This window comes from Heliomarina sp., from assembly GCF_052826185.1.
Genome location: NZ_JBRBUI010000053.1, coordinates 1 through 26,280, shown reverse-complemented (window position 1 = coordinate 26,280; position 26,280 = coordinate 1). Strand labels below are relative to the sequence as shown.

Here is a 26,280-nt window from a genome sequence, read left to right as displayed (position 1 = left end):
GTGGAATTAGTAAGTTCACACATAGCGCGGGACCTACTTTGATTGCCCATTTCAATGCTACAGGGCGTTAATAATTCGCCCGGCTTCCACATGCGCTAGCAGCGCTGCCTCTGTTACATTCGAAAATTTTTCCGAAGGGCTGATCGCATCTTCTAGGATTGAGGTGCCTCTAGAATTTTAGACGCTTTACTCGCAAACTTTGGGGTAAGGTTGCCGACATGGGGAAAGCAACTGCAACGACGAAATCAAGCCGGACGCGGTGCATTACATCACGCTGCGAGCGTCTCCAGTTCGGGAGTTGTCCTGGTATTTGAGGTGAGCTCGCATTGGCTTCAAGCATGGATGCAGCTGTTCGAGGAATCGGTGGATGCTTACCATGATTTCTCCTGACAGCGCTTTGGGATGACAGTCCGAATGGTTGAGAAACTGCCCGCCTGTTTGAATGGCCTTGCGAACAACCAGGCGGCGCGTCAATCCGGGACGCTCGGGACTTTTGCCATTCCCGCGATCTTCTGCCGGATAAGGCGCAGCACGCGTTTTACCGCAGGCGTTGCCTCCACCGAGCGCAATTGGATCAGCGAAAAGGGGACCACCGCAAGGTCCGGCGCTGTGTTAAGCCGTCGGATACGACCGCCGAACGCGCGTTCACCGGCGTAGAAGTCCGCTGCGGCCCCTGCTAACGGTGCAATTGCGTTGGTCTCGCAGATGATGGCGAGGGTCAGCAGCATGGACGAGGTGCTGAGAATCCGTTCGGGCGGGTTTAGTCCGTTGCTGAGCAGATAGGCCTCTGCTGTCCGGCGCAGCAGCCCATTCTCAGGCTGCATGACCCAGTCATAGGACAGACAATCCGCCACCTTCAAATCGGTCTTGCGCGACAAAGGGTGCTCAAGCCGCGCGACCAGCGACACCGGCTCGGGACCAACCTCGGTTAGCATGATCGTGCGCGTATCCATACCTTCAGGTACCCGGCCGATGTAGAAATCCAATTCGCCGGCGGTCAGTGCATCGGCTAGCTTGTCGCTCGTGTCGACATGCACCGACAGCTCGATATCCGGGTAGGTGACGCGCAACTCACGGATGACGGGAAGAACCAGTTCGACGGCCGGTCCCGTTACGCTACCGATCCGGACGGTGCCACGTTCGCCCTTGCTGAGTGCGGTGATCTGGTGCTGCACATCGTCCAAGCCGTTCAGCAAATCGCGCGCTTTCAGGGCGAGGGTTTCGCCAGCGGCCGTCAGGGTCACACCGCGCGCGTGCCGGTCGTAAAGGCGGGCATCCACCGTCTTTTCAAGATCCGCCAGCAGCCGTGATGCGGCCGACTGCGTCATGGCGACCTGCGCCGCTGCTCTCGATACCTTCCCAGTCTCCTTAACCGCAACCAACAGACGCAGTTGGGGCAGGCGCAGGCCGCGTCGGATCAACTCGTCACGGACAGGGACGACGGGGGGCGCTGTCACGGGAATGGCGCGAGACATAATCTTCCTTTATTACATTTGTGCTATATCATTTATCTTAATTCGAATTTGATTGCTATAGTGCGCCGCGCGCATTGTCGCGACATGCCTCACGTCCCATGAGTCGCGAGGCGCAAAAAAAAGTCCGCCAGACCGCGGAGGAGCGGCGAACGGACAATCGGGAGGAATTTAGATGGTTTTCACTAGACGCGCCCTGGGCGCGACCGCGCTGGCGCTTGTCATTGCCGCTCCTGCCTTTGCGCAGGATAAGGGGTATGTCGGCATCGCCATGCCTACCAAGTCGTCCGCACGCTGGATCGACGACGGCAACAATATGGTCAAGCAGTTCGAGGAAGCAGGTTACACGACAGACCTGCAATATGCCGAGGACGACATCCCCAACCAGCTTGCGCAGATCGAGAACATGATCACCAAGGGCGTCGACGCCTTGGTGATCGCAGCAATCGACGGCACCACTTTGACCAGCGCGCTGGCCAATGCCGCCGCTGCGGATATTCAGGTCGTGGCCTACGATCGTCTGATCCGTGACAGCGGCGATGTCAGCTATTATGCCACTTTCGACAACTTCAAGGTCGGCGTGCAGCAGGCCGAGACCTTGGTTGCGGGTCTCGAGGAACGCTTCCCCGATGAGAAGCCCTGGAACGTTGAACTCTTCGGGGGCAGTCCGGACGACAACAACGCCTATTTCTTCTATAACGGTGCCATGTCGGTGCTGCAGCCGATGATCGACTCCGGCGACATCGTCATCCCATCCGGCCAAATGGGTATGGACACCGTCGGCACAATGCGCTGGGACGGATCAGTCGCCCAGGCGCGGATGGATAATTTGCTTTCGGCAAATTACACCGACAACCAAGTGCACGGCGTGCTGTCGCCCTATGACGGTCTGTCGATCGGAATCATCTCGTCGCTTCAGGGTGTTGGGTATGGCTCGGGCGACATGAAGATGCCCATCGTGTCGGGTCAGGATGCCGAAGTGCCATCGGTCAAGGCGATCCTGCGGGGCGATCAGTATTCGACGATCTTCAAGGACACCCGCGAACTTGCACGTGTCACCGTCGGCATGGTCGATGCGCTGTTGCAGGGCGGTGAGCCTGAGATCAACGATACCGAGACCTATGACAACGGCGTGAAGGTCGTTCCCTCCTACTTGCTCGAACCGCTGCCGGTAACGGCGGATAACTGGGAAGAGCGGCTGGTGGACAGCGGTTATTACGAAAAAAGCGAGATCGAGTAACATCTCCTCCCCGACTGGTTCTTACTGACCGGTCCGACTTACCTGCCGGACACGTCCGGCGGCTGCTTTCCAGGATCACGAGGCCCCAGATGAGCGTCATTCTTGAAATGCGCGGAATCACCAAAGAATTCCCCGGTGTCAAAGCGCTCGACGACGTGACGCTTTCCGTGGCGGAGGGCGAAATCCACGCCTTGGTCGGCGAAAACGGCGCGGGGAAATCAACGCTGATGAAGGTTCTTTCGGGGGTTTATCCGGAAGGCTCGTTCGACGGCGAGATTATCTACGACGGCAAGCCGCGCGCCTTTCGCTCGATTCGCGACAGCGAAGACATCGGCATCATCATCATTCATCAGGAGCTCGCCCTGATCCCGCTTCTCTCGGTCGCCGAGAACATCTTTCTCGGCAACGAACGCGCCACCCGCGGCGTCATTGACTGGCGCGAGACGCATGACAGGGCGGCCGAACTGCTGGCACGCGTTGGGCTGGCCGAGAACCCCGAGACGATCCTTGATGACCTTGGCCTCGGCAAGCAGCAGCTGGTCGAGATTGCAAAAGCACTGTCAAAGAATGTACGCCTGTTGATCCTGGACGAGCCGACCTCGTCACTGAATGAGGCAGACAGCGCCAAGTTGTTGCAACTGCTCGTCGATTTTCGCGAAAGGGGTCTGACCTCGATCCTCATTTCGCACAAGCTGAACGAAGTGTCGAAGGTCGCCGATACGATCACCGTTCTGCGCGACGGGGCCACCGTGGCGCGGATGAACTGCGCCGACGGCGTGGACGAGAACGACATCGTGCGCAACATGGTCGGCCGCGCGCTGGAGGACCGCTATCCGCCAAAAGGCGTCGCAAGAACCGGCGAGATCGCGATGGAAGTTCGCAACTGGACGGTGCACCATCCGCTGCATTCCGAACGTCGGGTCGTCAATAATGTGAGCTTTCACGTCCGAAAGGGCGAAGTGCTGGGCATCGCGGGCCTGATGGGGGCAGGGCGCACGGAACTGGCGATGAGCCTGTTTGGTCGGTCCTATGGCCGCGAAATCAGCGGCGACGTCTCGATCAACGGCGCGTCCGCCAACCTCTCTACCGTGCGGAACGCGATCAACGCTGGTCTCGCCTATGCCACCGAGGATCGAAAGACCTACGGTCTGGTGCTGGACGACACGATCCGGCGCAATGTGTCTCTGGCCGATCTGCCCGCCATTTCGCGCAACGGCATTGTTGATCGCGAACAAGAAGCAGAGGTCGCTACGCGTTATCGCAAAAAGCTGGCCATCAAGTCGTCTTCCATCGAACAGGCGACTGTGAATCTTTCGGGCGGCAACCAGCAAAAGGTAGTTCTGTCCAAGTGGCTTTTCGCCGATCCCGAAATTCTCATCTTGGACGAACCAACGCGAGGCATCGACGTCGGCGCCAAGTTCGAAATCTACACCGTGATCCGCGAGCTGGCGGCGCAGGGCAAGGCAATCATCGTGATCTCGTCGGAATTGCCCGAGTTGCTGGGCGTGACGGATCGCCTCTACGTCATGAATGAAGGCCGATTTGTGGATGAAATGCCCACGGTAGAGGCCAGTCAGGAAAAGATCATGTCAAAAATCGTCAAGTCGGAAGAAGCCGCATGACCGACACCACAGTCCATTCCACAGCCGACGCGGATCAGCCTTCGAAATCCGGCTGGCAGTTCCTGAAGGGACACCTGCGGGAGTACGGCATCCTGATTGCACTGGTTTTCATCATGGCTTTTTTTCAGGTGGCCACCGGGGGAATTCTGCTGAAACCGGTGAACCTGACGAACCTTATCCTGCAGAATTCCTATATCGTCATAATGGCCGTGGGGATGCTGCTGGTGATCGTCTGCGGGCATATCGACCTCTCTGTCGGTTCCGTTCTCGGTTTCATCGGGGCGCTGGCCGCGGTAATGATTGTGAATTGGGAGTTGCCCTGGCTGATCGCCGCCGTGCTTTGTCTGATCGCGGGGGCCGCCATCGGGGCGGCGCAAGGCTTTTGGGTCGCCTATTTCCGGATCCCGTCCTTCATCGTGACGCTGGCGGGCATGCTGGTCTTCAAAGGTCTGACGCTGTGGCTGCTGGAAGGGCAATCCGTCGGACCCTTCCCGCCAGAATTCCGCCTGATTGCGTCGGGCTTCGTACCCGACATTTTCGGGGGTGAGAACCTGAACCTGCTGTCGCTCTTTAGCGGGATCGCCGTGGCCGTGCTGTTGCTGTGGCTTGCCATCCGCACCCGTGGCCGCCAGCTGGCGGCAGGGGCGGAGAGCGAACCCTTCGCTTTTTTCGCAGGTCGAAACGCGCTTATCTTCTGCGCCCTGGTCTATATGTCCTGGCTGATGGCGGATTTCCGGGGCCTGCCTAATGTCTTTATCGTAATGGCGCTTTTGATCGCGGTTTATTCCTTCCTGACATCGCGCACCACCTTTGGCCGTCGCATCTATGCGATCGGTGGCAATGAAAAAGCGGCGTCGCTGTCGGGCATCAATTCAAAGCGGCTGACCTTTTTGACTTTTGCCAACATGGGGATGCTGGCGGCGCTGGCGGGTCTGGTCTTTGCAGCCCGCCTGAACACCGCCACCCCCAAGGCTGGCGTCGCATTCGAGCTGGACGTGATCGCGGCGGTTTTCATCGGTGGCGCCTCAATGTCGGGTGGCGTCGGCACCGTGGTCGGGGCCGTCATCGGTGCGTTTATCATGGGCGTCATGAATAACGGTATGTCCATCCTCGGCATCGGCATCGACTGGCAACAGGTCATCAAGGGCCTCGTCCTGCTCGCGGCCGTGATCTTTGACGTCCTGAACAAGCAGAAAGGCTAACGACATGCTGCTTTCTCAAATCGACCGCGGGGACGGAAAACCGCAGATCGTCGCCCGCGACGGGTCAGAGGCCTACGAGGTCAAGACCGACCTCTCTCTCTATGCGCTTGCCATGAAATGCGTTGAAGACGGGCAGGGTTTGCGTGACCGCATTGCCACGCTTGGAATGGGGGGGGCGGTGGATCTCGACGCGTTGTATGCAGAGCACCGCCTGCTGCCGCCCGTCACTCATCCCGACCCGGCGCATCTGCACCTGACCGGCACCGGCCTGACCCATCTGGGGTCGGCCTCGACCCGCGCGGACATGCACAAGAAAGCGACTGGCGACGAGACCGATAGCATGAAGATGTTTCGGATGGGCGTGGAGGGCGGCAAGCCCGCCAACGGCGCAGCGGGGGTCCAGCCGGAATGGTTCTATAAAGGGAACGGCTCGGTTCTTACCATGCCGGGTGCGCCACTCAAGTCGCCCGACTTTGCCGAAGACGGAGGGGAAGAGCCCGAAATCGCGGGCATCTATCTTATCGCGCCGGACGGCACGCCAGTCCGGCTTGGTTGGGCGCTGGCCAACGAATTCTCGGATCACGTGATGGAGCGGCGCAACTATCTCTACCTCGCGCATTCCAAGCTGCGTCCGTCCGCCTTTGGGCCGGAGTTGCTGATCGGAGACCTGCCGCATCATATCGAGGGGGTGTCGCGCGTTTATCGGGACGGCGAGCTGATGTTTGAAAAACCCTTTCTGTCGGGTGAGGCGAATATGAGCCATTCCATCGCCAACCTTGAACACCACCACTTTAAGTATCAGCTGTTCCGCCAGCCCGGTGATCTTCATGTCCACATGTTCGGAACTGCGACGCTTTCGTTTGCCGATGGCGTGCAGACCCGCGATGGCGACATCTTTGAAATTGAGGCCGCGCCTTTCGGCCTTCCGCTGCGCAATACGCTTGCCTTCACGCCGCTCGGCCAGCCCGAACCGCGCACCGAAATACGTTCGCTCTAGAGACTGTCATGCCTTTCAAACCGGCCGAATGGCCCCGAAAACTCAGATCGCAGGAATGGTACGGCGGCAAGTCGCGGGACAATATCTATCACCGTGGCTGGCTTAAGAACCAAGGCTACCCGCATGATCTTTTTGATGGCCGTCCCGTCATCGGCATCCTGAACACCTGGTCCGACCTGACACCCTGCAATGGTCATCTGCGCGAGCTTGCTGAAAAGGTAAAGGCTGGCATTTGGGAGGCTGGGGGCTTTCCGGTCGAGGTGCCCGTTTTTTCGGCATCTGAAAATACCTTCCGGCCCACGGCAATGATGTACCGCAATCTTGCCGCGATGGCGGTCGAGGAACAGATGCGCGCGCAGCCGATCGATGGAGCTGTCCTTTTGGTTGGTTGCGACAAGACCACGCCATCTTTGATGATGGGCGCGGCCTCAACAGATATTCCCTCGATCGTCGTCAGCGGCGGGCCGATGTTGAACGGTTGGTTTCGGGGCGAACGGGTCGGGTCCGGAACGGCGCTCTGGCAAATGTCCGAGGATATCAAAGCAGGCAAGATCAGCCAAGAGGATTTCCTTGAGGCCGAACAGGCCATGAGCCGGTCATCCGGCACCTGCAACACCATGGGAACGGCCTCTACCATGGCCTCGATGGCCGAAGCGCTCGGGATGGCCTTGTCGGGCAATGCTGCCATTCCCGGCGTCGATGCGCGACGTCGCGTTATGGCGCATATCACGGGACGACGCATCGTGCAGATGGTTAAGGACGATCTGAAGCCTTCGGACATCATGACCAAAAAGGCTTTCGAGAACGCGATCCGCGTGAACGGGGCCATCGGTGGGTCGACCAATGCGGTGATCCATCTGCTTGCCATCGCGGGCCGGGTTGGCGTCGATCTGACGCTGGATGATTGGGACCGGCTAGGCCGCGACGTGCCGACCATCGTGAACCTGATGCCGTCGGGCAAGTACCTGATGGAAGAGTTCTTCTACGCAGGCGGCCTGCCCGTTGTACTGAAACGGCTTGGCGAGGCCGGAATGCTGCACAAGGATGCGCTGACAGTTTCCGGCGATGGAATTTGGCAAGAGGTCAAGGACGCCGTGAACTGGAACGAGGACGTGATCCTGCCTGTCGACAAGGCTCTGACCCGCTCCGGCGGCATCGCCGTGCTCAAGGGCAATCTCGCGCGTTTCGGCGCTGTGCTGAAACCTTCTGCCGCCACGCCCGAATTGATGCAGCATCGTGGCCGCGCGGTCGTGTTCGAGGATATCGACGACTACAAGTCCCGGATCAATGACGAGGCGCTTGATATAGACGAGACCTGTGTGATGGTGCTGAAGAACTGTGGTCCCAAGGGTTATCCCGGCATGTCCGAGGTCGGCAATATGGGCCTTCCGCCCAAGGTGCTGAAGAAGGGTATCACCGACATGGTCCGCATCTCGGATGCGCGTATGTCCGGCACCGCTTATGGCACCGTTATCTTGCACACGGCACCCGAAGCTGCCGCCGGTGGTGCGCTGGCTATCGTGCAAACCGGTGACATGATCGAAGTCGACGTCGAGGGACGCCGCATCCATCTGGATGTATCTGACGAAGAGATTGCGGCGCGGCTCGCCGCCTGGACACCGCCGGACAGACCCGCAGCCAACGGCGGCTACACGCGGCTATATCACGACGCGGTAGAAGGCGCCGATACCGGGGCTGATTTCGACTTTCTCAAGGGATGCCGTGGACGGGAGGTGCCTCGTGACTCGCACTAACGGAACGGCCATCAAAATCGCGTTGGTTGGCATCGGCAAGATCGCCCGGGACCAGCATATCCCTGCACTCGCCGCATCGGATGCGTTCGAGTTGGTCGCTGCAGTCAGCCGGACCGGCGGTATTCAAGGTGTCGAAAACTACAAAACCGTCGAGGCGTTACTCGCGGCACGCCCGGATATCTCTGCCATCAGCTTTTGCACCCCGCCCCAAGTTCGCTACGCCGGGGCGCGCGCCGCGCTGGACGCTGACCGACATGTGATGCTGGAGAAACCGCCCGGCGCGTCGCTCTCCGAGGTTCATGCGCTCGAGACGCTGGCGCAGGACAAGGGCGTGACCCTCTTTGCCACTTGGCATTCGCGGCACGCAGCCTCAGTTCCGTTTGCAAGGGCCTGGCTTTCTGACAAAACCATTAAATCGGTCAGGATCGACTGGAAGGAAGATGTGCGCGTCTGGCACCCTGGTCAAAAATGGATATGGGAAGCTGGCGGATTGGGCATCTTCGACCCGACAATCAACGCCTTTTCGATCCTCACCGAAATCCTGCCGGTCGAGGTGCACGTCACCAGGGCCGATTTGCGCTTTCCCAGCAATTGCGAGACGCCGGTGGCAGGCGAAATCCGTATGGATGGCCCCAACGGTCCGCTTGTCACTGCCGAGGTCGATTTCCTTTGGGAAGGCGACCCCTTATGGCGACAGACCATCGAGACGGATGGCGGTACCCTTGCCCTTAATCAGGGCGGTGCGGTTATGGAGATTGATGGCCAGAAGCAACACGGCGAGGCTTGGGACAACCCGGCTATTCATGGCGAATACGATGGCCTCTACGCCCGCTTCGCGGAGTTGCTCGACACGAAAACCTCCGAGGTCGACCTGCGCCCCATGGTGCTGGTGGCCGACGCCTTCACCCTTGCCAAGCGCTTCGACGCGCCCGAGTTCATTGACCCTTCACTTATGGAAGACTCACATGCTGGATAGCGCCCCCATCACCGGAAAACACCTGATCGCTGGCGAATGGGTCGATAGCGGTACGGCCTTCACCTCTGACCCCGTGACTGGCGATCCGGTCTCTGTTTTTTGCGGCGGTGCAGAAGACATCGACGCCGCCGTAGTCGCGGCGGAAGAAGCTTTTGCGACGTACGGCTGGATCGATCGCGAAACGCGCGCGACATTTCTTGAGGCCATCGCCGACGAGATCGAAGCGCGCGGTGCTGAGCTGACCACCTACGGCTCTGCCGAAACTGGCCTGCCCGAAGCGAGGCTGGAAGGAGAGCGGGGCCGCACCACCGGTCAGTTGCGCATGTTCGCGGACCATATCCGAAAGGGGGAGTACCTAGATATCCGCCATGACCCCGCACTGCCCGACCGCAAGCCGCTGCCGCGGCCGGATCTGCGGATGATCCAGCGCCCGCTTGGCCCTGTGGGAGTCTTCGGCGCCTCGAACTTCCCGCTGGCCTTCTCCACCGCCGGGGGCGATACCGCTGCGGCCTTGGCCGCCGGTTGTCCGGTCGTTTACAAGGGACACCCCGGTCACCCCGCTACCGGTGAGATGGTCGCCCAGGCCATCGCGGCCGCCATCGAAAAAACCGGTATGCCAAAGGGGACTTTCGGGTTTGTTCAGTCCAACACCAATGAGGCGGGCGAAGCGTTGGTCAAGCATCCCCTGATCCGCGCCATCGGCTTCACCGGGTCTTTCCGGGGCGGCAAGGCGCTGTTCGATCTGGCCATGGCACGGCCCGAGCCAATCCCCTTTTACGGCGAGCTTGGCTCGATCAACCCGGTCTTCGTGATGCCCGAAGCTCTCAAGACCCGCGCCGCCGAAACCGGCGCGGCCTGGGCCGGGTCGCTGACTATGGGCGTTGGCCAGTTCTGCACCAACCCCGGTGTCGTCGTCCTGCCTCAGGGCGCGGAAGGGGACGCGTTCCGCGATGCCGCGATCAAGGAACTGGCCAAGGCTGGCCCGCAGCCTATGCTCACAATCGGCACCGCCAAGGGTTATGCTGCCGCCGTGCAGGAGACCGCGAAGACCGCACACCGTCTGACAGAGGCGACCGAAGCGCCGGACCGCTGCGGCCTACCTGCGGTGTTCGAGGTTACTGGCGCTGAGTGGCTGGCAAACCCGACCCTTGCGGAAGAGATGTTCGGCCCCGCCGCCGTGCTGATCCGGACAACATCGCCAGAAGAGATACTGGACATTGCAAAGTCGTTCACAGGGCAGCTGACTGTCACATTACAGATGGAGGACGGAGATACCGAGGCCGCCCGCGGGCTGATGCCCGTGTTGGAACGTATGGCGGGCCGTGTATTGGTCAACGGCTTCCCAACGGGAGTCGAGGTGGCTGATGCCATGGTCCATGGCGGGCCGTTTCCCGCCTCCACGAATTTCGGAGCAACCTCGGTCGGCAGCCTTGGCATTCGCCGGTTCCTGCGCCCGGTGTCGTTTCAGAATATCCCCGACGCGCTTTTGCCCTCCGATCTTCGGATCGGCTGACCGCGCGTCGGGAAAGACCAAGATCGGCGGTGGATGGTCCGTCGCCGATAGACAGGACCCAGGGAGGAAATGGGTCCTTCATTCTAGGGAGGAAATTATGAAACATCTACTGACCACAACGGCATTTCTGGCTTTTAGCGCCTCTGCCGCACTGGCGCAGACCGTCGGCTTTTCACAGATCGGCTCGGAGTCGGGCTGGCGCGCGGCCGAGACGACCCTCACCAAGCAGCAAGCCGAAGAACGCGGGATCGATTTGAAGTTCTCGGATGCGCAGCAGAAGCAGGAAAACCAGATCGCTGCGATCCGGTCATTTATTGCGCAAGGCGTAGACGCGATCCTGCTGGCACCGGTTGTGGCGACTGGCTGGGATTCGGTGCTGGAAGAAGCCAAGGAAGCCGAGATCCCCGTCGTGCTGCTGGACCGTCAGGTCGACAGCGACAAGTCGCTATACCTGACTGCCGTCGGGTCTGACCTTGTGCACGAAGGCGAAGTGGCCGGTAAATGGCTGGTGGACGCAGTTTCGGGTGAGGAATGCCGCGTCGTCGAACTTCAAGGAACAACCGGGTCTTCGCCCGCCATCGACCGCAAGACCGGTTTCGAAAAGGGTATCGAAGGGGCTGACAATATTGAAATAGTCCGCTCTCAGACCGGCGATTTTACCCGGGCGCAAGGCAAGGAGGTGATGGAGAGCTTCCTGCAGGCTGAAAACGGTGGAAAAGATATCTGTGCGCTTTACGCGCATAACGACGACATGGCCGTGGGCGCGATCCAGGCCATCAAGGAAGCTGGCCTTAAGCCGGGCGAAGATATCCTGATCGTGTCCATCGACGCTGTGCCGGACATCTTTCAGGCCATGGCGGCCGGCGAAGCCAACGCCACGGTAGAGTTGACGCCAAACATGGCCGGCCCCGCATTTGATGCGCTCGACGCCTATCTGGCAGATGGAACGGAACCGGAGAAGTTCATCCAGACTGAATCCAAGCTCTACACGCAAGATGACGACCCGGCGGGCGAGTACGAGCGCCGCAAGGGCCTGGGTTACTAATTTCGACCTGATGACCGGAGGCGGTGAGGCCGCCTCCGGTACCACTGCGCCGAAGTTTTTTAACAAACGCGGCCAGATTTGAAATTCCGGGTGCAGAATGCTGCTTACAATAAGATCGCTGACCAAGACCTTTCCCGGCACCAAGGCGTTGGATGGGGTCGACTTTGACCTCGCCGCTGGCGAGGTCCACGCCTTGTTGGGTGAGAACGGTGCGGGCAAGTCGACCTTGATCAAATGTTTGACCGGGGCCTTTCTGCGCGACGCAGGTGTGATTACGCTGGAGGGAGAAAAGATCTCGCCCAGCTCGACTTCAGAGGCGCAGGAACTGGGCATCGGAACCGTCTATCAGGAGGTCAACCTGTTGCCCAACCTCACGGTGGCGCAGAACCTGACCTTCGGCAATGAACCCCTGCGTTTTGGTATGGTCGATCGGCGCGCGCAACGGCGCCAAGCCGAGGAGATGCTCGAGGGCTACAAGCTGGATATCGATGTGTCGCGCGACCTTTCGGCCTATTCCGTAGCTATTCGCCAGATCATTGCCATCGCCCGGGCCGTCGCGCTGTCCGGCAAGGTTCTGATCCTGGACGAACCGACCGCGAGCCTTGACGCGCGCGAGGTCGAGACGCTTTTCGCGGTGGTCCGGGACCTGCGCGACAAGGGGCTGGGGATCGTGTTCGTGTCCCACTTTCTCGATCAGGTCTTTGATCTGACCGACCGCGTCACCGTGCTGCGCAATGGGCAGAACGTCATCACCGAACGTACCGCCGATCTCGACCGGGTGCAGCTGATCGAGCATATGCTGGGCCACGCGTTGAAGGATGATGTGGTCGGCCATGCCAAGACGCATAAGGCGGGCGGTGAATGGCCCGAGCTACTGAAATTCGACGGTTTTGGCCGTCGTGGCCATATCGATCCCTTTGATCTGAGCGTCGGCGAAGGCGAGGTTCTTGGCCTCGCCGGTCTCCTCGGCTCGGGCCGTACTGAAAGCGCAGAGCTAATGTTCGGACTCGCACCGGCCCATAACGGCGCGGCGCGCGATGCCAACGGAGTGCTCGATCTCTCCTCGCCCCGCAAGGCCATCGCTGCAGGCTTTGGATTTGCGCCGGAAGAGCGCAAGGAGGACGGCATTATCGCGGATCTTTCTGTCCGTGAAAATGTTGCGCTTGCGATGCAGGCTCGCCGCGGCTGGGCGCGTCCAATCCCCAGGGCCGAGCAGTTGCGCCTTGCCGAGGACTACATCGAAAAGCTCGACATCCGCACCTCCGGCCCGGAACAGCCGGTCGGAGATTTGTCAGGCGGTAACCAGCAAAAGGTCGTTCTGGCCCGCTGGCTGGCCATGAACCCGCGTTTCCTGATCCTGGATGAGCCGACGCGCGGGATCGATGTCGGTGCACATGCCGAGATACTGCGCTTGATCAAGCAGGTCACCGCCGAGGGTATGTCAATTCTCGTCATTTCGTCGGAGCTGGACGAGTTGATCGCCGTGGCCGACCGGGTCATCGTCGTCCGCGACCGGCGCCATGTGGCCGAGCTTACCGGTTCCGAGATCACTACTGATACCATCGTTCGCGCCATTGCCGCGCCGGAACGCGACGTGACGGAGGTGCCTGCATGAACGCGCTGCGCCGCGTCACACCGCAACTGCTCACGCTGGCCGCGCTGGTGGCGCTTGTCACAATCTTCTTCCCCGACTTCCTGCGGGTCGAGGTGGTTAACGGTCGCCTAGTGGGAACGACCATGGACATTTTGAAGCGCGGCGCGCCGGTTGGCTTGCTTGCTGTCGGCATGACGCTGGTCATCGCCACGCGCGGCATTGACCTTAGCGTGGGAACCACCATGGCCATCACCGGCGCGGTCGCCGCCTGGTCGATCACTCAGGGCTATGGGCTGGGCGGCGCGCTGGGACTGGCGCTGCTCGCCGGGGTCGCGGCCGGACTGTGGAACGGCACGCTTGTGGCCATCTTCGGTATCCAGCCGATTGTGGCGACGTTGATCCTGATGACATCGGGCAGAGGCATCGCGCAGCTTGTGACCGAAGGGCGCATCCTGACCTTTTCGCATGAGGGCATGGCATTTTTCGGCTCCGGCGATGTGCTCGGCATTCCTGCCCCGGCGCTGCTTTGGGTACTGACCGCTGTGGGCGTGGCCTTTCTGATGCGCCGTTCCGCGCTTGGTATGCTGATCGAAGCCGTCGGGGTGAACCGCGCCGCCTCGGCCCTTGCGGGGGTCAATGCGACGGTACTGCTGATCGCGGTATATGTGGCGTCCGGCCTCTGCGCGGCGCTGGCAGGGATCGTAGCTACCGCCGATATTCGCGGGGCAGATGCTAACAATGCCGGCCTTTGGCTAGAACTGGACGCAATCCTCGCGGTGGTGATCGGTGGCAACTCCCTAATGGGTGGTCGCTTCTCTATCGCAGCCTCGCTGCTTGGAGCGTTGATTATCCAGACCATCGACACCGGCATCCTGCTGGCGGGTTTCCCATCGGAATACAATCTCGTCATCAAGGCGGGCCTCGTGCTGATCATCCTGGTGTTGCAAAGCCCGAACCTGAGCCATTACTGGTACGCGCTGCGTCGCGCCGCACAGTCGCGCCGCGAAACTGCCATGGCCTCTGCCAAGGAGACAGGGCAATGAACCCACGACTCTACCCGCTGGCTGCGACAATCGCGATCTTCTTGCTGGCTTGGGTGATCTGCGTCACGCAATTCCCCTATATGCTGTCGACCCGAGTGGTCGGGAACCTGCTGACCGACAATGCCTATCTTGGAATCGTAGCGGTCGGCATGACCGTTGTGATCCTGTCGGGCGGCATCGATCTTTCGGTCGGCTCGGTCATCGCGTTTTCCGGTGTCTTCATCGCCGTGATGCTGCGCGATACCGGTATTCATCCTATCCTCGTCTTCGCCATGCTTCTTGTGATCACCACCGCTTTCGGCGCGGCAATGGGCTGGCTGATCCATTCGCTCGCAATGCCCCCCTTCATCGTAACGTTGGCCGGGATGTTCCTGGCACGCGGGGTGGCCTACATGCTCACGATCGACTCCGTGCCAATCGACCATGCGTTCTATGACTCGCTGGATGATGCCTATTATCTGATGCCCGGCAAGGGGCGGCTGACCCTGATCGGCGTTGTCATGCTGCTTACCGTTTTCTTCGGCATGATAGTTGCACACCGTACCCGCTTTGGCGCATCGGTCTTCGCCCTGGGCGGAGGAGAGGCTACCGCACGCCTGATGGGCGTAAAGGTCGGGCGCACGACCGTTTTGATCTACGCGTTTTCAGGATTGATGGCCGGACTCTCGGGCATCGTGTTTTCAGTCTACACGAGCTCGGGCTATCCGCTAGCCACCGTGGGTACCGAATTGACAGCTATCGCCGCGGTAGTGATCGGGGGCACGCTGCTGACCGGCGGGGCGGGGTTCGTGTTTGGCACGCTGATCGGGGTGCTGACCATGGGGCTGATCCAGACCTATATCGTGTTTGACGGCTCGCTCTCGAGCTGGTGGACCAAGATCATCATCGGCTTGCTGCTACTGGCCTTTATCCTGCTGCAAAAGGGGCTGCTACGCGTGACCACGGCACGGGTCGCTGTATGACCGTGTGGATCGCGGCAGATTGGGGCACCTCGCGCTTGCGCATCTGGGCGCTGGACGCAGGCGGAGAGGTCACGGGGTCCACAGCCTCAGACGAAGGCATGAGCCACCTGACACCGGACGCCTTCGAACCGACCTTCCTGCGTGCGGCGGTAGGGATGTTGACAGAGCTCGGCCCCGTGGAGATTCTGATATGCGGCATGGCCGGGGCGAGGACTGGCTGGCAGGAGGTCTCTTACGCAGCCGTACCCTGTGTTCCCATCGCTCGGCCAGAGCGTATCAAAACTAGCGACCCTCGGCTGCATGTCAGTATCATCCCCGGCCTCAGCCAATCCACGCCGCCCGACGTGATGCGGGGCGAGGAAACTCAAATCGCGGGTTTTCTAAAGGCAAATCCCGGCTTTGATGGCGTGATCTGCCTGCCCGGTACCCACACCAAATGGGTGCGTGTTGCAGAAGGCCGTGTGCAATCTTTCCGCACCGCTATGACAGGGGAACTGTTCGACCTGCTTGGAACGCGCTCGACCCTTGCCGGACTGCTCGACGACGGTTGGGACGAAGCCGCCTTCGATGAGGCCGTGAACCGGGCCGTGCGATCACAGTCCGCGCTGGCCGCTGACCTGTTCAGTCTACGCGCCGCGGGTCTTCTCGAAAAGGTCGCTCCCGGTGCAGCGCGCGCGGGATTGTCGGCGGTGCTCATCGGACAGGAGGTCGCCTCCATGCGGCCCATTTGGCAGGATCAGCCCGTGGCCTTGATTGGGGATGCCACGCTCGCAGACCTTTACCACCGGGCGCTGAAGGCGGTTGGACATGACGCCGAGAGGTTCGAGGCGGGCGAATTGACCCTTGTCGGCCTCTGCGCAGCCTTTGAAACGTTGAGAGAGGACGCCCAATGAGAGAGATCATTGCCATCCTGCGAGGCGTAACCCCCTCCGAGGTCGAGCAGATCGGCGAGGCGCTGATCACTGCGGGGATCACCCAGATCGAAGTGCCGCTGAATTCGCCTGATCCACTGGACAGCATTGCACGGCTGGCGCAGGCCTTCGGCAAAGAGGCCAGGATCGGGGCCGGAACGGTGCTGGACCCCGCGCAGGTGCTGGGCGTGGCTAAAGCGGGCGGCAGGCTCATCGTTTCCCCTGACACTAACGCCGCTGTGATCGGCGAGGCCAAGCGACAGGGTATGATCTCGTGCCCCGGCGCTATGACACCAAGCGAATGTTTCAACGCGCTGCGTGCAGGTGCCGATGCGATCAAGCTGTTTCCGGGGTCTCTGATTGGCCCCCCTGGACTGGCGGCGATACGGGCGGTTTTGCCACCCGAAACAAAGGTGCTGGCCGTTGGTGGCGCGACCCCAGAGACTTTCTCCGATTGGGCAGAGGCGGGAATCTCGGGCTTTGGCGTAGGCACGGCGCTCTATCGTCCGGGAGACACGGTTGCGGAGGTCGCGGAAAATGCTGCGCGGATCGTCGCGGCCTATGACGCGGCCATGATCTGACCATTTTCTACGACGATTGCTCTTATGAACTGGAAGAAGGCCCGTTCTGGCATGCCGAAAGGGGTGGCTAAGTTGTGTGCGTTTGCTTGAGAGAGTTCTTTAAAGTTAACTATATTCGTTTGCGCTGTGGCATTTGGTGCCTTGCCCACGGCCAAATCCTATCGTCGCCACCGCTTTCCATCCGACGTGATCGCTCATGTCGTGTGGTTGTGCTTCCGCCTCCTCAGTAGCCCGCGGATGGTCGAGAATCTGCTTGAGGAGCGCGGCATCATCCTCTCGCACCAGGGCCGTGAAGCTTGGGCTTTTTTGCGAGGACGGCCCGGCGCCGCTTGGCCGGTCAACTTGGCGACAAGTGGCGTCTTGAATAGGTCACGGTCTCGATAGGGGTTTAAAAACACTGGCTTTGGTGCCCGTTCGATCAGGAGGTGTTCGTGTTTGATGTTCTGGTCCGGAGCCGCCGTGCCGGGAAAGTTGCTATGCGGTTGATTCTCCAGCTCTAGACACGAGCGGGTCATCTTACCCGTGCCCTGATTACCGACAAGCTTCGGCAATATCCGGCCGCGAAGCGCGAGATCATGCCGGGGTTCAAGCATCGCTCTCACAAGGGGCTGGACAATAGCGCCGCGAGTTTCCACCCGCGGGTCCGAAGGCGCGTGCGGGTCGTGACACAAGTCTCCCGTACATCTGCAACGGTTCGTTTCGATCGACGCCCTATTCCACTGGCCCCACCACTCCGCCGCGAGATGACGTCTGCAGATTCCCGAAAGCTGCGTTTAGCTGCCCTATCGCGTGGCGCGAGTTCGCTGAACTTTGGGTAGCTTGATGGCAAAAACGCACAAATGTGTCCGGCGTCAGTCAACGTTACAGTGCCGCGCGAACACCTGATTGATGGCCGATGTGACATTCGTCACGGGCGGGGCTTATTTTCCGAGCGCAGGATCCCGGTGCGTTCATCCACGGCAGTCGACGATCACGTCGCTTTCGGACCCGGTGTAAATCGCATTGGGATTCGTCCCAACAAACATAAGTATCTCGACGGGCTGCAAAGCTATCTTGCAGAGCACTCAATCCGGACCAACTGAGACGGCCTGATTGTGATTGGAAATCAGGCAGACCGGAACGCAGAAAGGGCCGCCAGAACCGGCGGCCCTTAAGATCCTGTTTCAACCGGCTATCTAAAACATGTGGCAGTCAAAGAATGTCGCCAATTCGGCGGGCATGTCTTCTTCCAAGGTCGCGAATTCAACGGGATCGGCTGCAGTCCTCTTGGCGTTTGGCTCTTGTCCAAAGCCTCTGCCAAGCGATTGGTCGCCGTTCAGCGGAAGCTCGTCACCGGGTCCGTCAAAATGGCCCCCCTCGAAAAGCGCCCCTGACTGGATGGCGTCGATGACGTCGTCGACGTCTAGGTCTTCAAGTTTGGCGAACGCTTTCCACCCGGAGTTTGTATGTGCGGAAAGGACGACGTCTCCCTCACCATCCCATGTCTGGAACGCGGCGACCTTTCCAACATAGGATCCACCGGCCGGCACCGGATCCGCAAGGATATTCTGAATTGCCAGAAAGTCCTCGCCAATCGCGAAGTCGGTGATGGTATCCACGCCACCGTCGATACCGAGAAACAGGAAAGAATCTGCGTCAGCGCCCCCGGTCAGAATATCGTTGCCATTCCCGCCTCTCAGCTGGTCTTCTCCGTCGCCGCCGAGAATTATGTCGTCACCATTGGCGCCGAAGGTCGTGTCGTCACCGTCGCCACCCGAGATCGCGTCATTTCCGGCGCCGCCATCCAGGTCATCGTTCCCGTTACCACCCTCTATCGTGTCATTGTGATGGCCGCCCCAGATGGTATCTTCGCCATCACCGCCAAGCAGGGTATCCGCGCCGACCGAGCCATTGATGAAATCGTCGCCATCGCCACCATCAAGCCGGTTGGCGCCCGCATTCCCGACCAGCGTATCGTCACCATTGCCAGTCTCAATATTCTCTATCGAGATCAGCGAGTCTGTTCCCCATGCGCCGGTTGCGGTTCCGGTGCCGTCGTTCTTGAGCGAGACCTCGACGCCGACCGCGTTTCCGTTGATCACGATCGTGTCGTCATAGATTGCGGTATCGGTACCGGACCCGCCATCGATGTAGTCATTCCCATGGCCGCCCTCCAGGCGGTCGTTACCCGCCATGCCGAGGACAAAATCGTTGCCTTCGTCACCTGACAAAGTGTTGGCGTAATCGCCTCCGACAAGGCCATCATTGCCTTGTCCACCCGTCGCACTTCCGGACTCGCCAATTTCGATGTAGTCGTTTCCTTCCCCGCCGTGGATTATGTTGATCCCCTCTTCGCCATAGAGGTGATCGCTACCGTCACCTCCGTGGATGTAGTCATTGCCGGTCCCACCATGAATTTCATCTTCGCCGTCACCGCCGTAGATGTCGTCATTGCCATTACCGCCGTAAATTTCATCCTCGCCTTCATCGCCATAGATATGGTCATGGCCTACATCGCCGTAAAGCAGGTCATTGTGATCGCCGCCGTGAATTTCGTCGCTACCGACGCCACCATGGATTTCGTCGTCACCCTCGTCACCGCGCAGATCGTCGGCGTGGTTTCCTCCGTCGATGGTGTCATTGCCAAAGCCACCTTTGATGACATCGTTTCCATCGTCACCGTTGATGATATCGTTCCCATCGTCACCGAAAACGGTGTCGGCGCCTGTGTTGCCATCAATGATATCGTTATGTTTGCCGCCATGAATTTCGTCATGACCCTCGCCGCCCGAGATAATGTCGTTGCCGTCGCCGCCCTTGATGAGATCGTCACCGTCACCGCCCAGTAGCGTATCGAGGCCGTAGCTGCCGTAGATCTGGTCGTTGTGGTCGCCGCCGTCGATAAAATCGTTGCCAGTGCCGCCGTCGATTTTATCGGCACCTTCACCACCATCCAGCGTGTCGTTGCCGCCACGTCCCTGGATCACATCGTTACCCTTGTAACCAAAGATTTTGTTGGCGTTTTCATCGCCGTAAAGGAAATCGTTGAAGGCCGTGCCAAAGAGATCCTCGATGTTTTCGAGGCGATCTTTATCCAAATATTTATAATTGCCCCCGCCAATGTTTATTTTTCCATTGTCCGGTCGTATTGCCCATCCAGTGGCCAGATCCGCGACGACATGCATCTTTGAAAAGGCGTAGCTGACCATATCGCTGCCCGCGCCACCGTCGAACAGATCGGAGCCTATCGACATCGCGGTTGATTCATAGAATTTTGGATAAGCGCCGTCGTCGGCGATGATCTGATCGTCGCCATTGAGACCGAGAATCTTGACGTTGATTGCGACCGGGCCGTGACTAGCTTCTACTAGCTTCTGCTCAAGCAAGAAATCGTTCGCAAAGTGACTGCCATAAATTGTTTTGTCATATGACATTGTAGTGTTCCTTTTGGATCGACCGACCAGCGTTACAGCCGCACGGCCCTATGGGGTGAAATTCAGGGTTTGAGAATACAGGCTTGGAAAACAGACGCTTATCGCAGTCGATAGAAAGTCGGATGTCGCATGCCTTGTGCCTTTCAGTTGAACGCCGGGGACCATCCCTCGATGCGATAACCAAGGGAGTTAGATGGCTCGTGTTTCAGCTTGGCGTTGCAGAAGGCGGTTTCGGGTATCATTCGTAGCTGCAATGTATGCAGCTGGTATCAGGGCAACAAAATGGCGAGACCGGCCGAGGCCGGGGTCACGCCCTTGTCGGCCTTCCAATTGATTGAGGGTGCGGTGGCTATACCCTTCCACCGCCATAATCGCTTGGCGTCGCGCTATACGTCAGATGCCGGAAGTGCGGGATTGCGACCGTGAAGAACGATCAGGCAGAAAATGGTTACTGGGCGGTACGTTTCGGCCCACCGCTTTGCGCGTCATCCGAGAAGACGTAGCCCAGACCACGTACGGTCTTGATATAGCGGGGCTTGGCCGGGTTAGACTCTATCTTCCGGCGCAGGCGCGAAATGCGCAGGTCGATGGAGCGGTCGAACGGCTCCCACCCACGATGATGTGCCAGGTCGAGCAGCTGGTCTCGGGATAGGACGCGGCCGCGATTTTCAACAAACACTTTCAGCAAAGCAAATTCCATTGCCGTGATGGTTACGTCCCCATGCTCTCCTGACAAACGCGCGGCGTCCAGATCCAGCGTCCAGGGGCCAAAGCGTTGAATTTTTTTCTCTTCCGCGACAGATACCACAGAGGAAGCGCGGCGCCGGAGAACGGCTTTTATCCGAGCTTCGAGTTCGCGCAAGTCCACCGGTTTACCGACATAGTCGTCGGCTCCCATCTCTAGCCCCAGGATTCGGTCGATCACTCCGTCGGCGGCTGTTAGCATAACGATAGGCAGATCACTCTCGGCGCGCAGGCTGCGCAGAGCGCTCAGCCCATCTTCTCCCGGCATCCGGACGTCGAGGATCACGAGATCCACCGGCGCCGCGTCGACCGCTGCCTTGAGGGATCGGACATCGCTCACCATCTCCACATTGAAGGCACGAGCACTCAGATATTCTCCGACCATCTCGCGAAGATCCGGTTCGTCGTCGCAGATCACGATGCGTGGAGCGCTCACCGGCCTGCCTCCTCTAGCAGATTGTCGACCAGCGCGAGTATTTCCACCGGCGGCAATGGTTTTTCAGCATATGGTCGACCCGAAGCGGTCAGAAACGTGTCGACGTCCTGACCCATCGAGTCTCCGGTCAGGAATGCAACGCGTGGAACCAGCCGTGGCGCTGCTTCTTCCAGAGCAACCAGAAAAGCGCGGCCGTCCATGCCCGGCATTTTGATGTCACTCAGTATCGCGTCAAACTTGGTCCGCTGACATTGTTCAAGCGCCTGTGTCGCGTCCGTACACAATGTTACCCTGTGTCCGGCCTGACTTAGCACCTCGCCGAGCAATTCACCGACATCTGGTTCGTCGTCGATGACCAGTATGTGAGCACGCTGTTGACTCCCCGTTTTCGGCGCATCACACACCAATTCACTACCGGGCCGGATTGGGAGTGCCACAGTAAAGATCGCACCACCCTCTGGCCCATTATGCAGCGTGAGCCGCCCGCCATGCGCGGTAACAATACGATGGCAGAAAGCGAGACCGACGCCGGTGCCCACGCCTACTTCCTTGGTCGTGAAGAAAGGTTCGAATACGCGCGAGCGCAGGGCTTCAGGAACACCGGGACCATTGTCAGCCACGCGGATCTCAACGGTTTCGGGACTTGCCGAGGTGACGATAGAAAGCCGCGCATTCTTGCAACCGGCAAGAGCCTGTTCGGCGTTCATGATCAAATTTGACACAACTTGTGCAATCTGATCGGAATCGACACCGATTTCGGGCAGCCCGGCGTCGAGATCAAGCGTAACCTTCACACCGGCTGCTCGCAGCCCATAGGCAGAGATGTCGAGCGCCGCACGCACCAATTCGTTGAGATCGCAATTTTCGACCCGCGCTGGACGTTGCCGCGCCATGGCGAGAAACATTTTCACGATGCGTCCGCTGCGCTGTGCCGCGGAAGAGATCTTGTCGACCCGACGTTTCAATGCAGGCGTGTCCACCTCGTCCGCCAACATCATTGTATGGCCCACAACAATCGAAAGCGGATTGTTCAACTCATGCGCCACGCCCGCCAAGAGTTCACCTAGTGCCAGAAGTTTCTCGTTCTGATGTGCAACCTCGCGCTGTCGTTCGAGCTCGGCCTGAAGCGCCAGTCGCTCGGTCACGTCAAGGCTTGAGGAAACGATCAGACGCTCCCCACGGAACTCGATCACCCGGGCAGAGGTGAGGCAGTCAATCGCGGATCCATCGGCGCGGTGGAACCGCACAGGCCAATCCCTCAGTTCTCCAGTCGGGAGCAGCGCCTCAAGATACCGTTTCCGTATCTCCGGATCGGAAATGTCGCGCGTCATGTCCAGCCCGTTCGCCTTTTCGAGCGTGGCACGCGGTGCAAAGATCACCCTGCCATCATCGACACGGCTGACCATCAACGTGGCCGGGCTGGCATTGACAATCGTACGAACAAGCCTGTCGGTCTCGCGTGTGCTCTCTTCGGCACGCTTGCGGATGGTAATGTCCCGCATGGCGATAACATACCCGCCATCGGGAGACCGGAAATTCGAGGCCTCCAGAACCCGTCCGTCCGCCATGGGCAATTCGACCCCGATCCGGCCCTCCTCAATACATGTCCTGATCCAGTCCATGACATCTATTTCACTTTTACCTGCGGGGACTGAAATCTGACCTGCGCGGATACAGGCCAGAACTTCGTCGTCGAGGGTTGTTCCTGGGGCCGAGAGGTCGCGATCGTCCATCAACAACTTCCGGAATGCGGGGTTGTTCATCAAGAGCCGACGTTCGGAGTCGTAAAGCGCAACGCCTTCTCCCAAGGACTCCACAATCGTGCGCACACGGGCGTCCGCCTCACGCTCCGCGATTTCGGCCCGTTTTCTTTCTGTGACGTCGCGCAGGGCGATAAGGTAGCCGCCCATAGGCGTCGGATGGCTCGAGAACTCCAGATGCCGTCCGTCCGTCCGTTGCATTGGCATATCCCGGGCAAAAGAGCGGGTAGCATCTTTCATTTGGGCCGCAAAATCATCAACTCTGACGCCCTCGGGCAGTGCAAGCTGTCCAATATCGTAGACATAGGCACAGTGTTCGGACATGTGCGTGCCGTGCGGCAGACGCGGATGTCCATCATGCACCAGCCGGTGCAACGCCTCGTTCGACATGCGCAGCCGCAGGTCTGCATCGTAAAGAGCGACGCCTTCTTCCAGGGACTCCACGATTTCACCCAGCGCGTCGTTTATGCGGGCTTCCTCCGATTGCAATTGGGTTACATCGATCGCGGTCCCCATGATGCCGCCCGTCGGCGTACGGAAGCTTTGCATCAAGAGCTTGCGCCCGTCCGGTGTTTTTCCATCGACCGTAATGGTTTGCTGCTGCGCCATGACAAACAGAGCTTGGACCATCTCATCGACAGTCTGACCTGTCGGGACCTCGAGAAGACCATTTCGGATCAGACCCGTTGCATATTCCGTCCCGGACATGCCCGACCGGACCGGACCCAGCAGGTCACTCCAGGCGGAGTTTGCCATCTGTACCGTCAGCGACGCGTCCAGAATGATCATCCCCATGTCCGCGCTTTCGAAAGCCTGCCCCAAAAGCCCGAGCGCTTGCAATTCGCCCATGATTTCCGGATGACGGTCACGAAACGTGACGAGACAGCCGCCGCGAGGCGTCGGATTGGCGCTGCCGATCAATATCCGCCCGTCGGTCATGGGAACGTCGAAACCACGCCGGTAACTTCGGATGGCATTCGCAAAATTGTCGATCATACCAGGAAGATCGAAACCTGGCATGATCGCGGCACCGCCACCGGCAAATAAAAGGCGCATTGTATCTTCAAACCGGTAGCCCGCCGACGGCCCGGCGCTTGTTGCATGGAAGGCACGACGATACCGGCCGTTCGTAGCCACGCAACGCCAGCCTGTGTCGAAAAGAATAGCCGCATCTTCGAGCGCCTCGAACGCGTCGCTAAAGCAGTTTTCGGAGGCAGTTTGCTGCCCTCTTCGCGTCATATCGCTTACTGTATGCTGCGTAGTCGACTTGGGCATGATTTCTTTCTTTCGCTTGCTACCCCTCAATGCGTCCGTTTCACGTCAAAACTGTTTCTTTGCAGACGATAATTGTATCAATTGTATCATTGTCCGGCTTGCTTGGCTTGAGCTAAGCCGCGTTTATTCAGACATGGATCGTATTCGACACCTAAACAGAGCTGACATCGGACAGATACGGAATGGGATTAGTCTGATCCAACAAGACAGAATCGGATCGTCTAAATGTCTTTTGATAAAACTCAAATCGAAGCGCTAAGGGAAAGTGGAGCAATTTTCCGGGGGGCCCCCGAGGCTGTTGCAGCCCGGTTCTATCTTCTGCTTTTCGAAGCGAACCCGGAACTACGTGGCCTCTTCCCCGACAATTTGGACGATCAGGGACGCAAACTTTCGGCAACACTCGCGCTGGTTGTGGACGCGATCGGAGAATGGCAAACTCTCGAACCCGTTCTGTCATCGCTGGCCCGGCGTCACGTCGGATACGGGGTCGAAGCTAGCCACTACGGGGTCGTTTGCACGGCCCTAATGCAGACCTTGACGCAGACAGGCGCCACCGCAAGCCAGGTCGCCGCTTGGCAGGCCGCAGTAGAGAAGATCTCGAGTTTTATGGTATCGGTCGCGTATCCAGACCGCTGGGTGGAGTCGCATTAAGTGACTGAGCCCTCGGCCTGAGCTGTAAAATAGTGCTTCTAATCTTTGTTCGAACTTGAGCGATCCATTTTAGGGATCAATCCGACCTACACGCCGCGATTGAAAGGCTTTCACTATCCTCCGAGGGAGCATCGCCAGAGCGATTTGGACTCGCGTCTCGATACGCCGAAAATTTTTGATTACAGAGTATTTTCTTGAGGCAGGTTATCTGCTGAGTCGGAAGAAAGAGCCTCGATAATCCCGTCGAACGCACTCAGAATATAGCGATCGTAATCCGCGTCCGACGCGACGGGAGTTGAGCTCTGTTTTATGATGGCAATCTGGCGCTCCGTGTCGCAATAGATCCATTGGCCAAAGATACCTTGTGCCGTGATCGCCTGTCGTCCGGGCGTGTGGCGCACCCACCATTGCGCGCGGTAGCTCCAGCTCTCGTTGTCCAGTTCGGCGGAGGCATCCGGTCCTGACAGAAACGCCTCGCGCGATCCGCCCGTGCAAATGTCATCGATGATCGACACTGGGATTAGCTGCTTGTCATTCCATCGGCCGCGTGCCGAGACCATCGCGGCAAAGCGGGCAAGGTCGTGCGGCGTGGCGTTCAAACCGCCAGCGGCGACATCGGTGCCGGCAGGATCAAGCAGCATGTATGCCTCCCCGTCGGCGCCCAACGGGTTCCATAACAGGTCTTCTGCGAGTTGGGAAAAGCTCTTGCCGGTGAGGCGCGAGGTGACCCAATTCAACAGGTCCGTCTTTGGACTTTGGTAGTGAAAGATTTGCCCGTGTGCCACTTCCTCTTCGGTAGTCAGCGTGCAGAGATAGTCTTGGATGGTCTTAGCTATTGGGCGCTCGTTCTCGCGCGGTCCGATGCCGGTGACGCGGGCATAATCGTGGATATGCGACGTAGGGTCAGCATAATCTTCGTTGAAACGGATCGAGTTCGTCATATCGAGAATGACCTGCCCCCCGCGAAATCCCTCATCATGATGTAGAGTCTGCCCAACCTTGAAGGAGCAGACGAATGCGAAAGAGCCGTTTTACCGAGGCGCAGATTATCGGGATGATCAAGGAGCAAGAGGCGGGCATGCCGACGGC

General features: G+C 59.3%; 19 protein-coding genes. 14 read left to right on the top strand and 5 right to left on the bottom strand.

Going from position 1 to position 26,280, the window contains the following annotated elements:
• Nucleotides 1–470 precede the first annotated feature (470 nt).
• Nucleotides 471–1,475: a LysR family transcriptional regulator gene (locus ACU0FH_RS16740; RefSeq protein WP_446195792.1), complete on the bottom strand. Its 1,005-nt coding sequence runs from the start codon at nucleotides 1,473–1,475 to the stop codon at nucleotides 471–473.
• Between the two features lie 172 nt (nucleotides 1,476–1,647).
• Here ACU0FH_RS16740 and chvE point away from each other — a divergent pair, with 172 nt between their 5' ends.
• From chvE to ACU0FH_RS16675, 13 genes are all read left to right on the top strand, one after another.
• Complete coding sequence (gene chvE, locus ACU0FH_RS16735; protein ID WP_446195790.1) at nucleotides 1,648–2,712, top strand: multiple monosaccharide ABC transporter substrate-binding protein; 1,065 nt, start codon at nucleotides 1,648–1,650, stop codon at nucleotides 2,710–2,712.
• Between the two features lie 89 nt (nucleotides 2,713–2,801).
• Nucleotides 2,802–4,334, top strand: coding sequence for a multiple monosaccharide ABC transporter ATP-binding protein (mmsA, locus tag ACU0FH_RS16730; RefSeq protein WP_446195789.1), 1,533 nt, complete (start codon nucleotides 2,802–2,804; stop codon nucleotides 4,332–4,334).
• Complete coding sequence (gene mmsB, locus ACU0FH_RS16725) at nucleotides 4,331–5,536, top strand: multiple monosaccharide ABC transporter permease (RefSeq protein WP_446195788.1); 1,206 nt, start codon at nucleotides 4,331–4,333, stop codon at nucleotides 5,534–5,536. The genes mmsA and mmsB overlap by 4 nt, the downstream gene beginning before the upstream one ends.
• 4 nt (nucleotides 5,537–5,540) lie before the next feature.
• A complete protein-coding gene (araD1, locus tag ACU0FH_RS16720; protein ID WP_446195787.1) occupies nucleotides 5,541–6,533 on the top strand; it encodes an AraD1 family protein in 993 nt (330 codons plus the stop codon).
• A gap of 8 nt (nucleotides 6,534–6,541) precedes the next feature.
• Nucleotides 6,542–8,287, top strand: a complete 1,746-nt coding sequence (gene araD / locus ACU0FH_RS16715) for an L-arabinonate dehydratase (protein WP_446195786.1) — start codon at nucleotides 6,542–6,544, stop codon at nucleotides 8,285–8,287.
• Complete coding sequence (locus tag ACU0FH_RS16710; RefSeq protein ID WP_446195784.1) at nucleotides 8,274–9,263, top strand: Gfo/Idh/MocA family protein; 990 nt, start codon at nucleotides 8,274–8,276, stop codon at nucleotides 9,261–9,263. The genes araD and ACU0FH_RS16710 overlap by 14 nt, the downstream gene beginning before the upstream one ends.
• Nucleotides 9,253–10,776, top strand: coding sequence for an aldehyde dehydrogenase (NADP(+)) (locus ACU0FH_RS16705; RefSeq protein WP_446195783.1), 1,524 nt, complete (start codon nucleotides 9,253–9,255; stop codon nucleotides 10,774–10,776). The genes ACU0FH_RS16710 and ACU0FH_RS16705 overlap by 11 nt, the downstream gene beginning before the upstream one ends.
• Before the next feature lie 97 nt (nucleotides 10,777–10,873).
• A complete protein-coding gene (gene ytfQ, locus ACU0FH_RS16700; RefSeq protein ID WP_446195782.1) occupies nucleotides 10,874–11,821 on the top strand; it encodes a galactofuranose ABC transporter, galactofuranose-binding protein YtfQ in 948 nt (315 codons plus the stop codon).
• A gap of 97 nt (nucleotides 11,822–11,918) precedes the next feature.
• Entirely contained in the window at nucleotides 11,919–13,436 is a 1,518-nt protein-coding gene (locus ACU0FH_RS16695; protein ID WP_446195781.1) for a sugar ABC transporter ATP-binding protein, read from the top strand.
• Nucleotides 13,433–14,458 (top strand): ABC transporter permease, encoded by a 1,026-nt coding sequence (locus ACU0FH_RS16690; RefSeq protein ID WP_446195779.1) that lies wholly within the window; start codon nucleotides 13,433–13,435, stop codon nucleotides 14,456–14,458. The genes ACU0FH_RS16695 and ACU0FH_RS16690 overlap by 4 nt, the downstream gene beginning before the upstream one ends.
• On the top strand, nucleotides 14,455–15,420 hold the full coding sequence (gene yjfF, locus ACU0FH_RS16685; RefSeq protein ID WP_446195778.1) for a galactofuranose ABC transporter, permease protein YjfF: 966 nt from the start codon (nucleotides 14,455–14,457) through the stop codon (nucleotides 15,418–15,420). Before ACU0FH_RS16690 ends, yjfF begins: the two co-directional genes overlap by 4 nt.
• On the top strand, nucleotides 15,417–16,313 hold the full coding sequence (locus ACU0FH_RS16680; protein ID WP_446195776.1) for a 2-dehydro-3-deoxygalactonokinase: 897 nt from the start codon (nucleotides 15,417–15,419) through the stop codon (nucleotides 16,311–16,313). Before yjfF ends, ACU0FH_RS16680 begins: the two co-directional genes overlap by 4 nt.
• Nucleotides 16,310–16,912: a 2-dehydro-3-deoxy-6-phosphogalactonate aldolase gene (locus ACU0FH_RS16675; protein ID WP_446195775.1), complete on the top strand. Its 603-nt coding sequence runs from the start codon at nucleotides 16,310–16,312 to the stop codon at nucleotides 16,910–16,912. Before ACU0FH_RS16680 ends, ACU0FH_RS16675 begins: the two co-directional genes overlap by 4 nt.
• 1,175 nt (nucleotides 16,913–18,087) lie before the next feature.
• Here the strand turns inward: ACU0FH_RS16675 and ACU0FH_RS16670 are convergent.
• From ACU0FH_RS16670 to ACU0FH_RS16660, 3 genes are all read right to left on the bottom strand, one after another.
• Complete coding sequence (locus tag ACU0FH_RS16670) at nucleotides 18,088–20,325, bottom strand: calcium-binding protein (RefSeq protein WP_446195774.1); 2,238 nt, start codon at nucleotides 20,323–20,325, stop codon at nucleotides 18,088–18,090.
• 448 nt (nucleotides 20,326–20,773) lie between these two features.
• Entirely contained in the window at nucleotides 20,774–21,505 is a 732-nt protein-coding gene (locus ACU0FH_RS16665) for a response regulator (protein WP_446195773.1), read from the bottom strand.
• The gene (locus ACU0FH_RS16660; protein ID WP_446195772.1) at nucleotides 21,502–24,540 is read right to left on the bottom strand and encodes a PAS-domain containing protein; all 3,039 of its coding nucleotides are present in this window, start codon (nucleotides 24,538–24,540) and stop codon (nucleotides 21,502–21,504) included. The genes ACU0FH_RS16665 and ACU0FH_RS16660 overlap by 4 nt, the downstream gene beginning before the upstream one ends.
• A gap of 225 nt (nucleotides 24,541–24,765) precedes the next feature.
• Between ACU0FH_RS16660 and ACU0FH_RS16655 the strand changes: the two genes are divergently transcribed.
• The gene (locus tag ACU0FH_RS16655; RefSeq protein ID WP_446195771.1) at nucleotides 24,766–25,191 is read left to right on the top strand and encodes a globin domain-containing protein; all 426 of its coding nucleotides are present in this window, start codon (nucleotides 24,766–24,768) and stop codon (nucleotides 25,189–25,191) included.
• Nucleotides 25,192–25,370: 179 nt separating this feature from the next.
• Here ACU0FH_RS16655 and ACU0FH_RS16650 read toward each other — a convergent pair whose 3' ends face one another.
• Entirely contained in the window at nucleotides 25,371–26,132 is a 762-nt protein-coding gene (locus tag ACU0FH_RS16650; protein WP_446195769.1) for a serine hydrolase domain-containing protein, read from the bottom strand.
• Between the last annotated feature and the right edge of the window lie 148 nt (nucleotides 26,133–26,280).

Coding starts and splice junctions, on each gene's coding strand:
- ACU0FH_RS16740 (WP_446195792.1), bottom strand. CDS start 1,475: ATGTCTCGCGCCATTCCCGTGACAGCGCCCCCCGTCGTCCCTGTCCGT.
- chvE (WP_446195790.1), top strand. CDS start 1,648: ATGGTTTTCACTAGACGCGCCCTGGGCGCGACCGCGCTGGCGCTTGTC.
- mmsA (WP_446195789.1), top strand. CDS start 2,802: ATGAGCGTCATTCTTGAAATGCGCGGAATCACCAAAGAATTCCCCGGT.
- mmsB (WP_446195788.1), top strand. CDS start 4,331: ATGACCGACACCACAGTCCATTCCACAGCCGACGCGGATCAGCCTTCG.
- araD1 (WP_446195787.1), top strand. CDS start 5,541: ATGCTGCTTTCTCAAATCGACCGCGGGGACGGAAAACCGCAGATCGTC.
- araD (WP_446195786.1), top strand. CDS start 6,542: ATGCCTTTCAAACCGGCCGAATGGCCCCGAAAACTCAGATCGCAGGAA.
- ACU0FH_RS16705 (WP_446195783.1), top strand. CDS start 9,253: ATGCTGGATAGCGCCCCCATCACCGGAAAACACCTGATCGCTGGCGAA.
- ytfQ (WP_446195782.1), top strand. CDS start 10,874: ATGAAACATCTACTGACCACAACGGCATTTCTGGCTTTTAGCGCCTCT.
- ACU0FH_RS16695 (WP_446195781.1), top strand. CDS start 11,919: ATGCTGCTTACAATAAGATCGCTGACCAAGACCTTTCCCGGCACCAAG.
- ACU0FH_RS16690 (WP_446195779.1), top strand. CDS start 13,433: ATGAACGCGCTGCGCCGCGTCACACCGCAACTGCTCACGCTGGCCGCG.
- yjfF (WP_446195778.1), top strand. CDS start 14,455: ATGAACCCACGACTCTACCCGCTGGCTGCGACAATCGCGATCTTCTTG.
- ACU0FH_RS16680 (WP_446195776.1), top strand. CDS start 15,417: ATGACCGTGTGGATCGCGGCAGATTGGGGCACCTCGCGCTTGCGCATC.
- ACU0FH_RS16675 (WP_446195775.1), top strand. CDS start 16,310: ATGAGAGAGATCATTGCCATCCTGCGAGGCGTAACCCCCTCCGAGGTC.
- ACU0FH_RS16670 (WP_446195774.1), bottom strand. CDS start 20,325: ATGTCATATGACAAAACAATTTATGGCAGTCACTTTGCGAACGATTTC.
- ACU0FH_RS16660 (WP_446195772.1), bottom strand. CDS start 24,540: ATGCCCAAGTCGACTACGCAGCATACAGTAAGCGATATGACGCGAAGA.
- ACU0FH_RS16655 (WP_446195771.1), top strand. CDS start 24,766: ATGTCTTTTGATAAAACTCAAATCGAAGCGCTAAGGGAAAGTGGAGCA.
- ACU0FH_RS16650 (WP_446195769.1), bottom strand. CDS start 26,132: ATGACGAACTCGATCCGTTTCAACGAAGATTATGCTGACCCTACGTCG.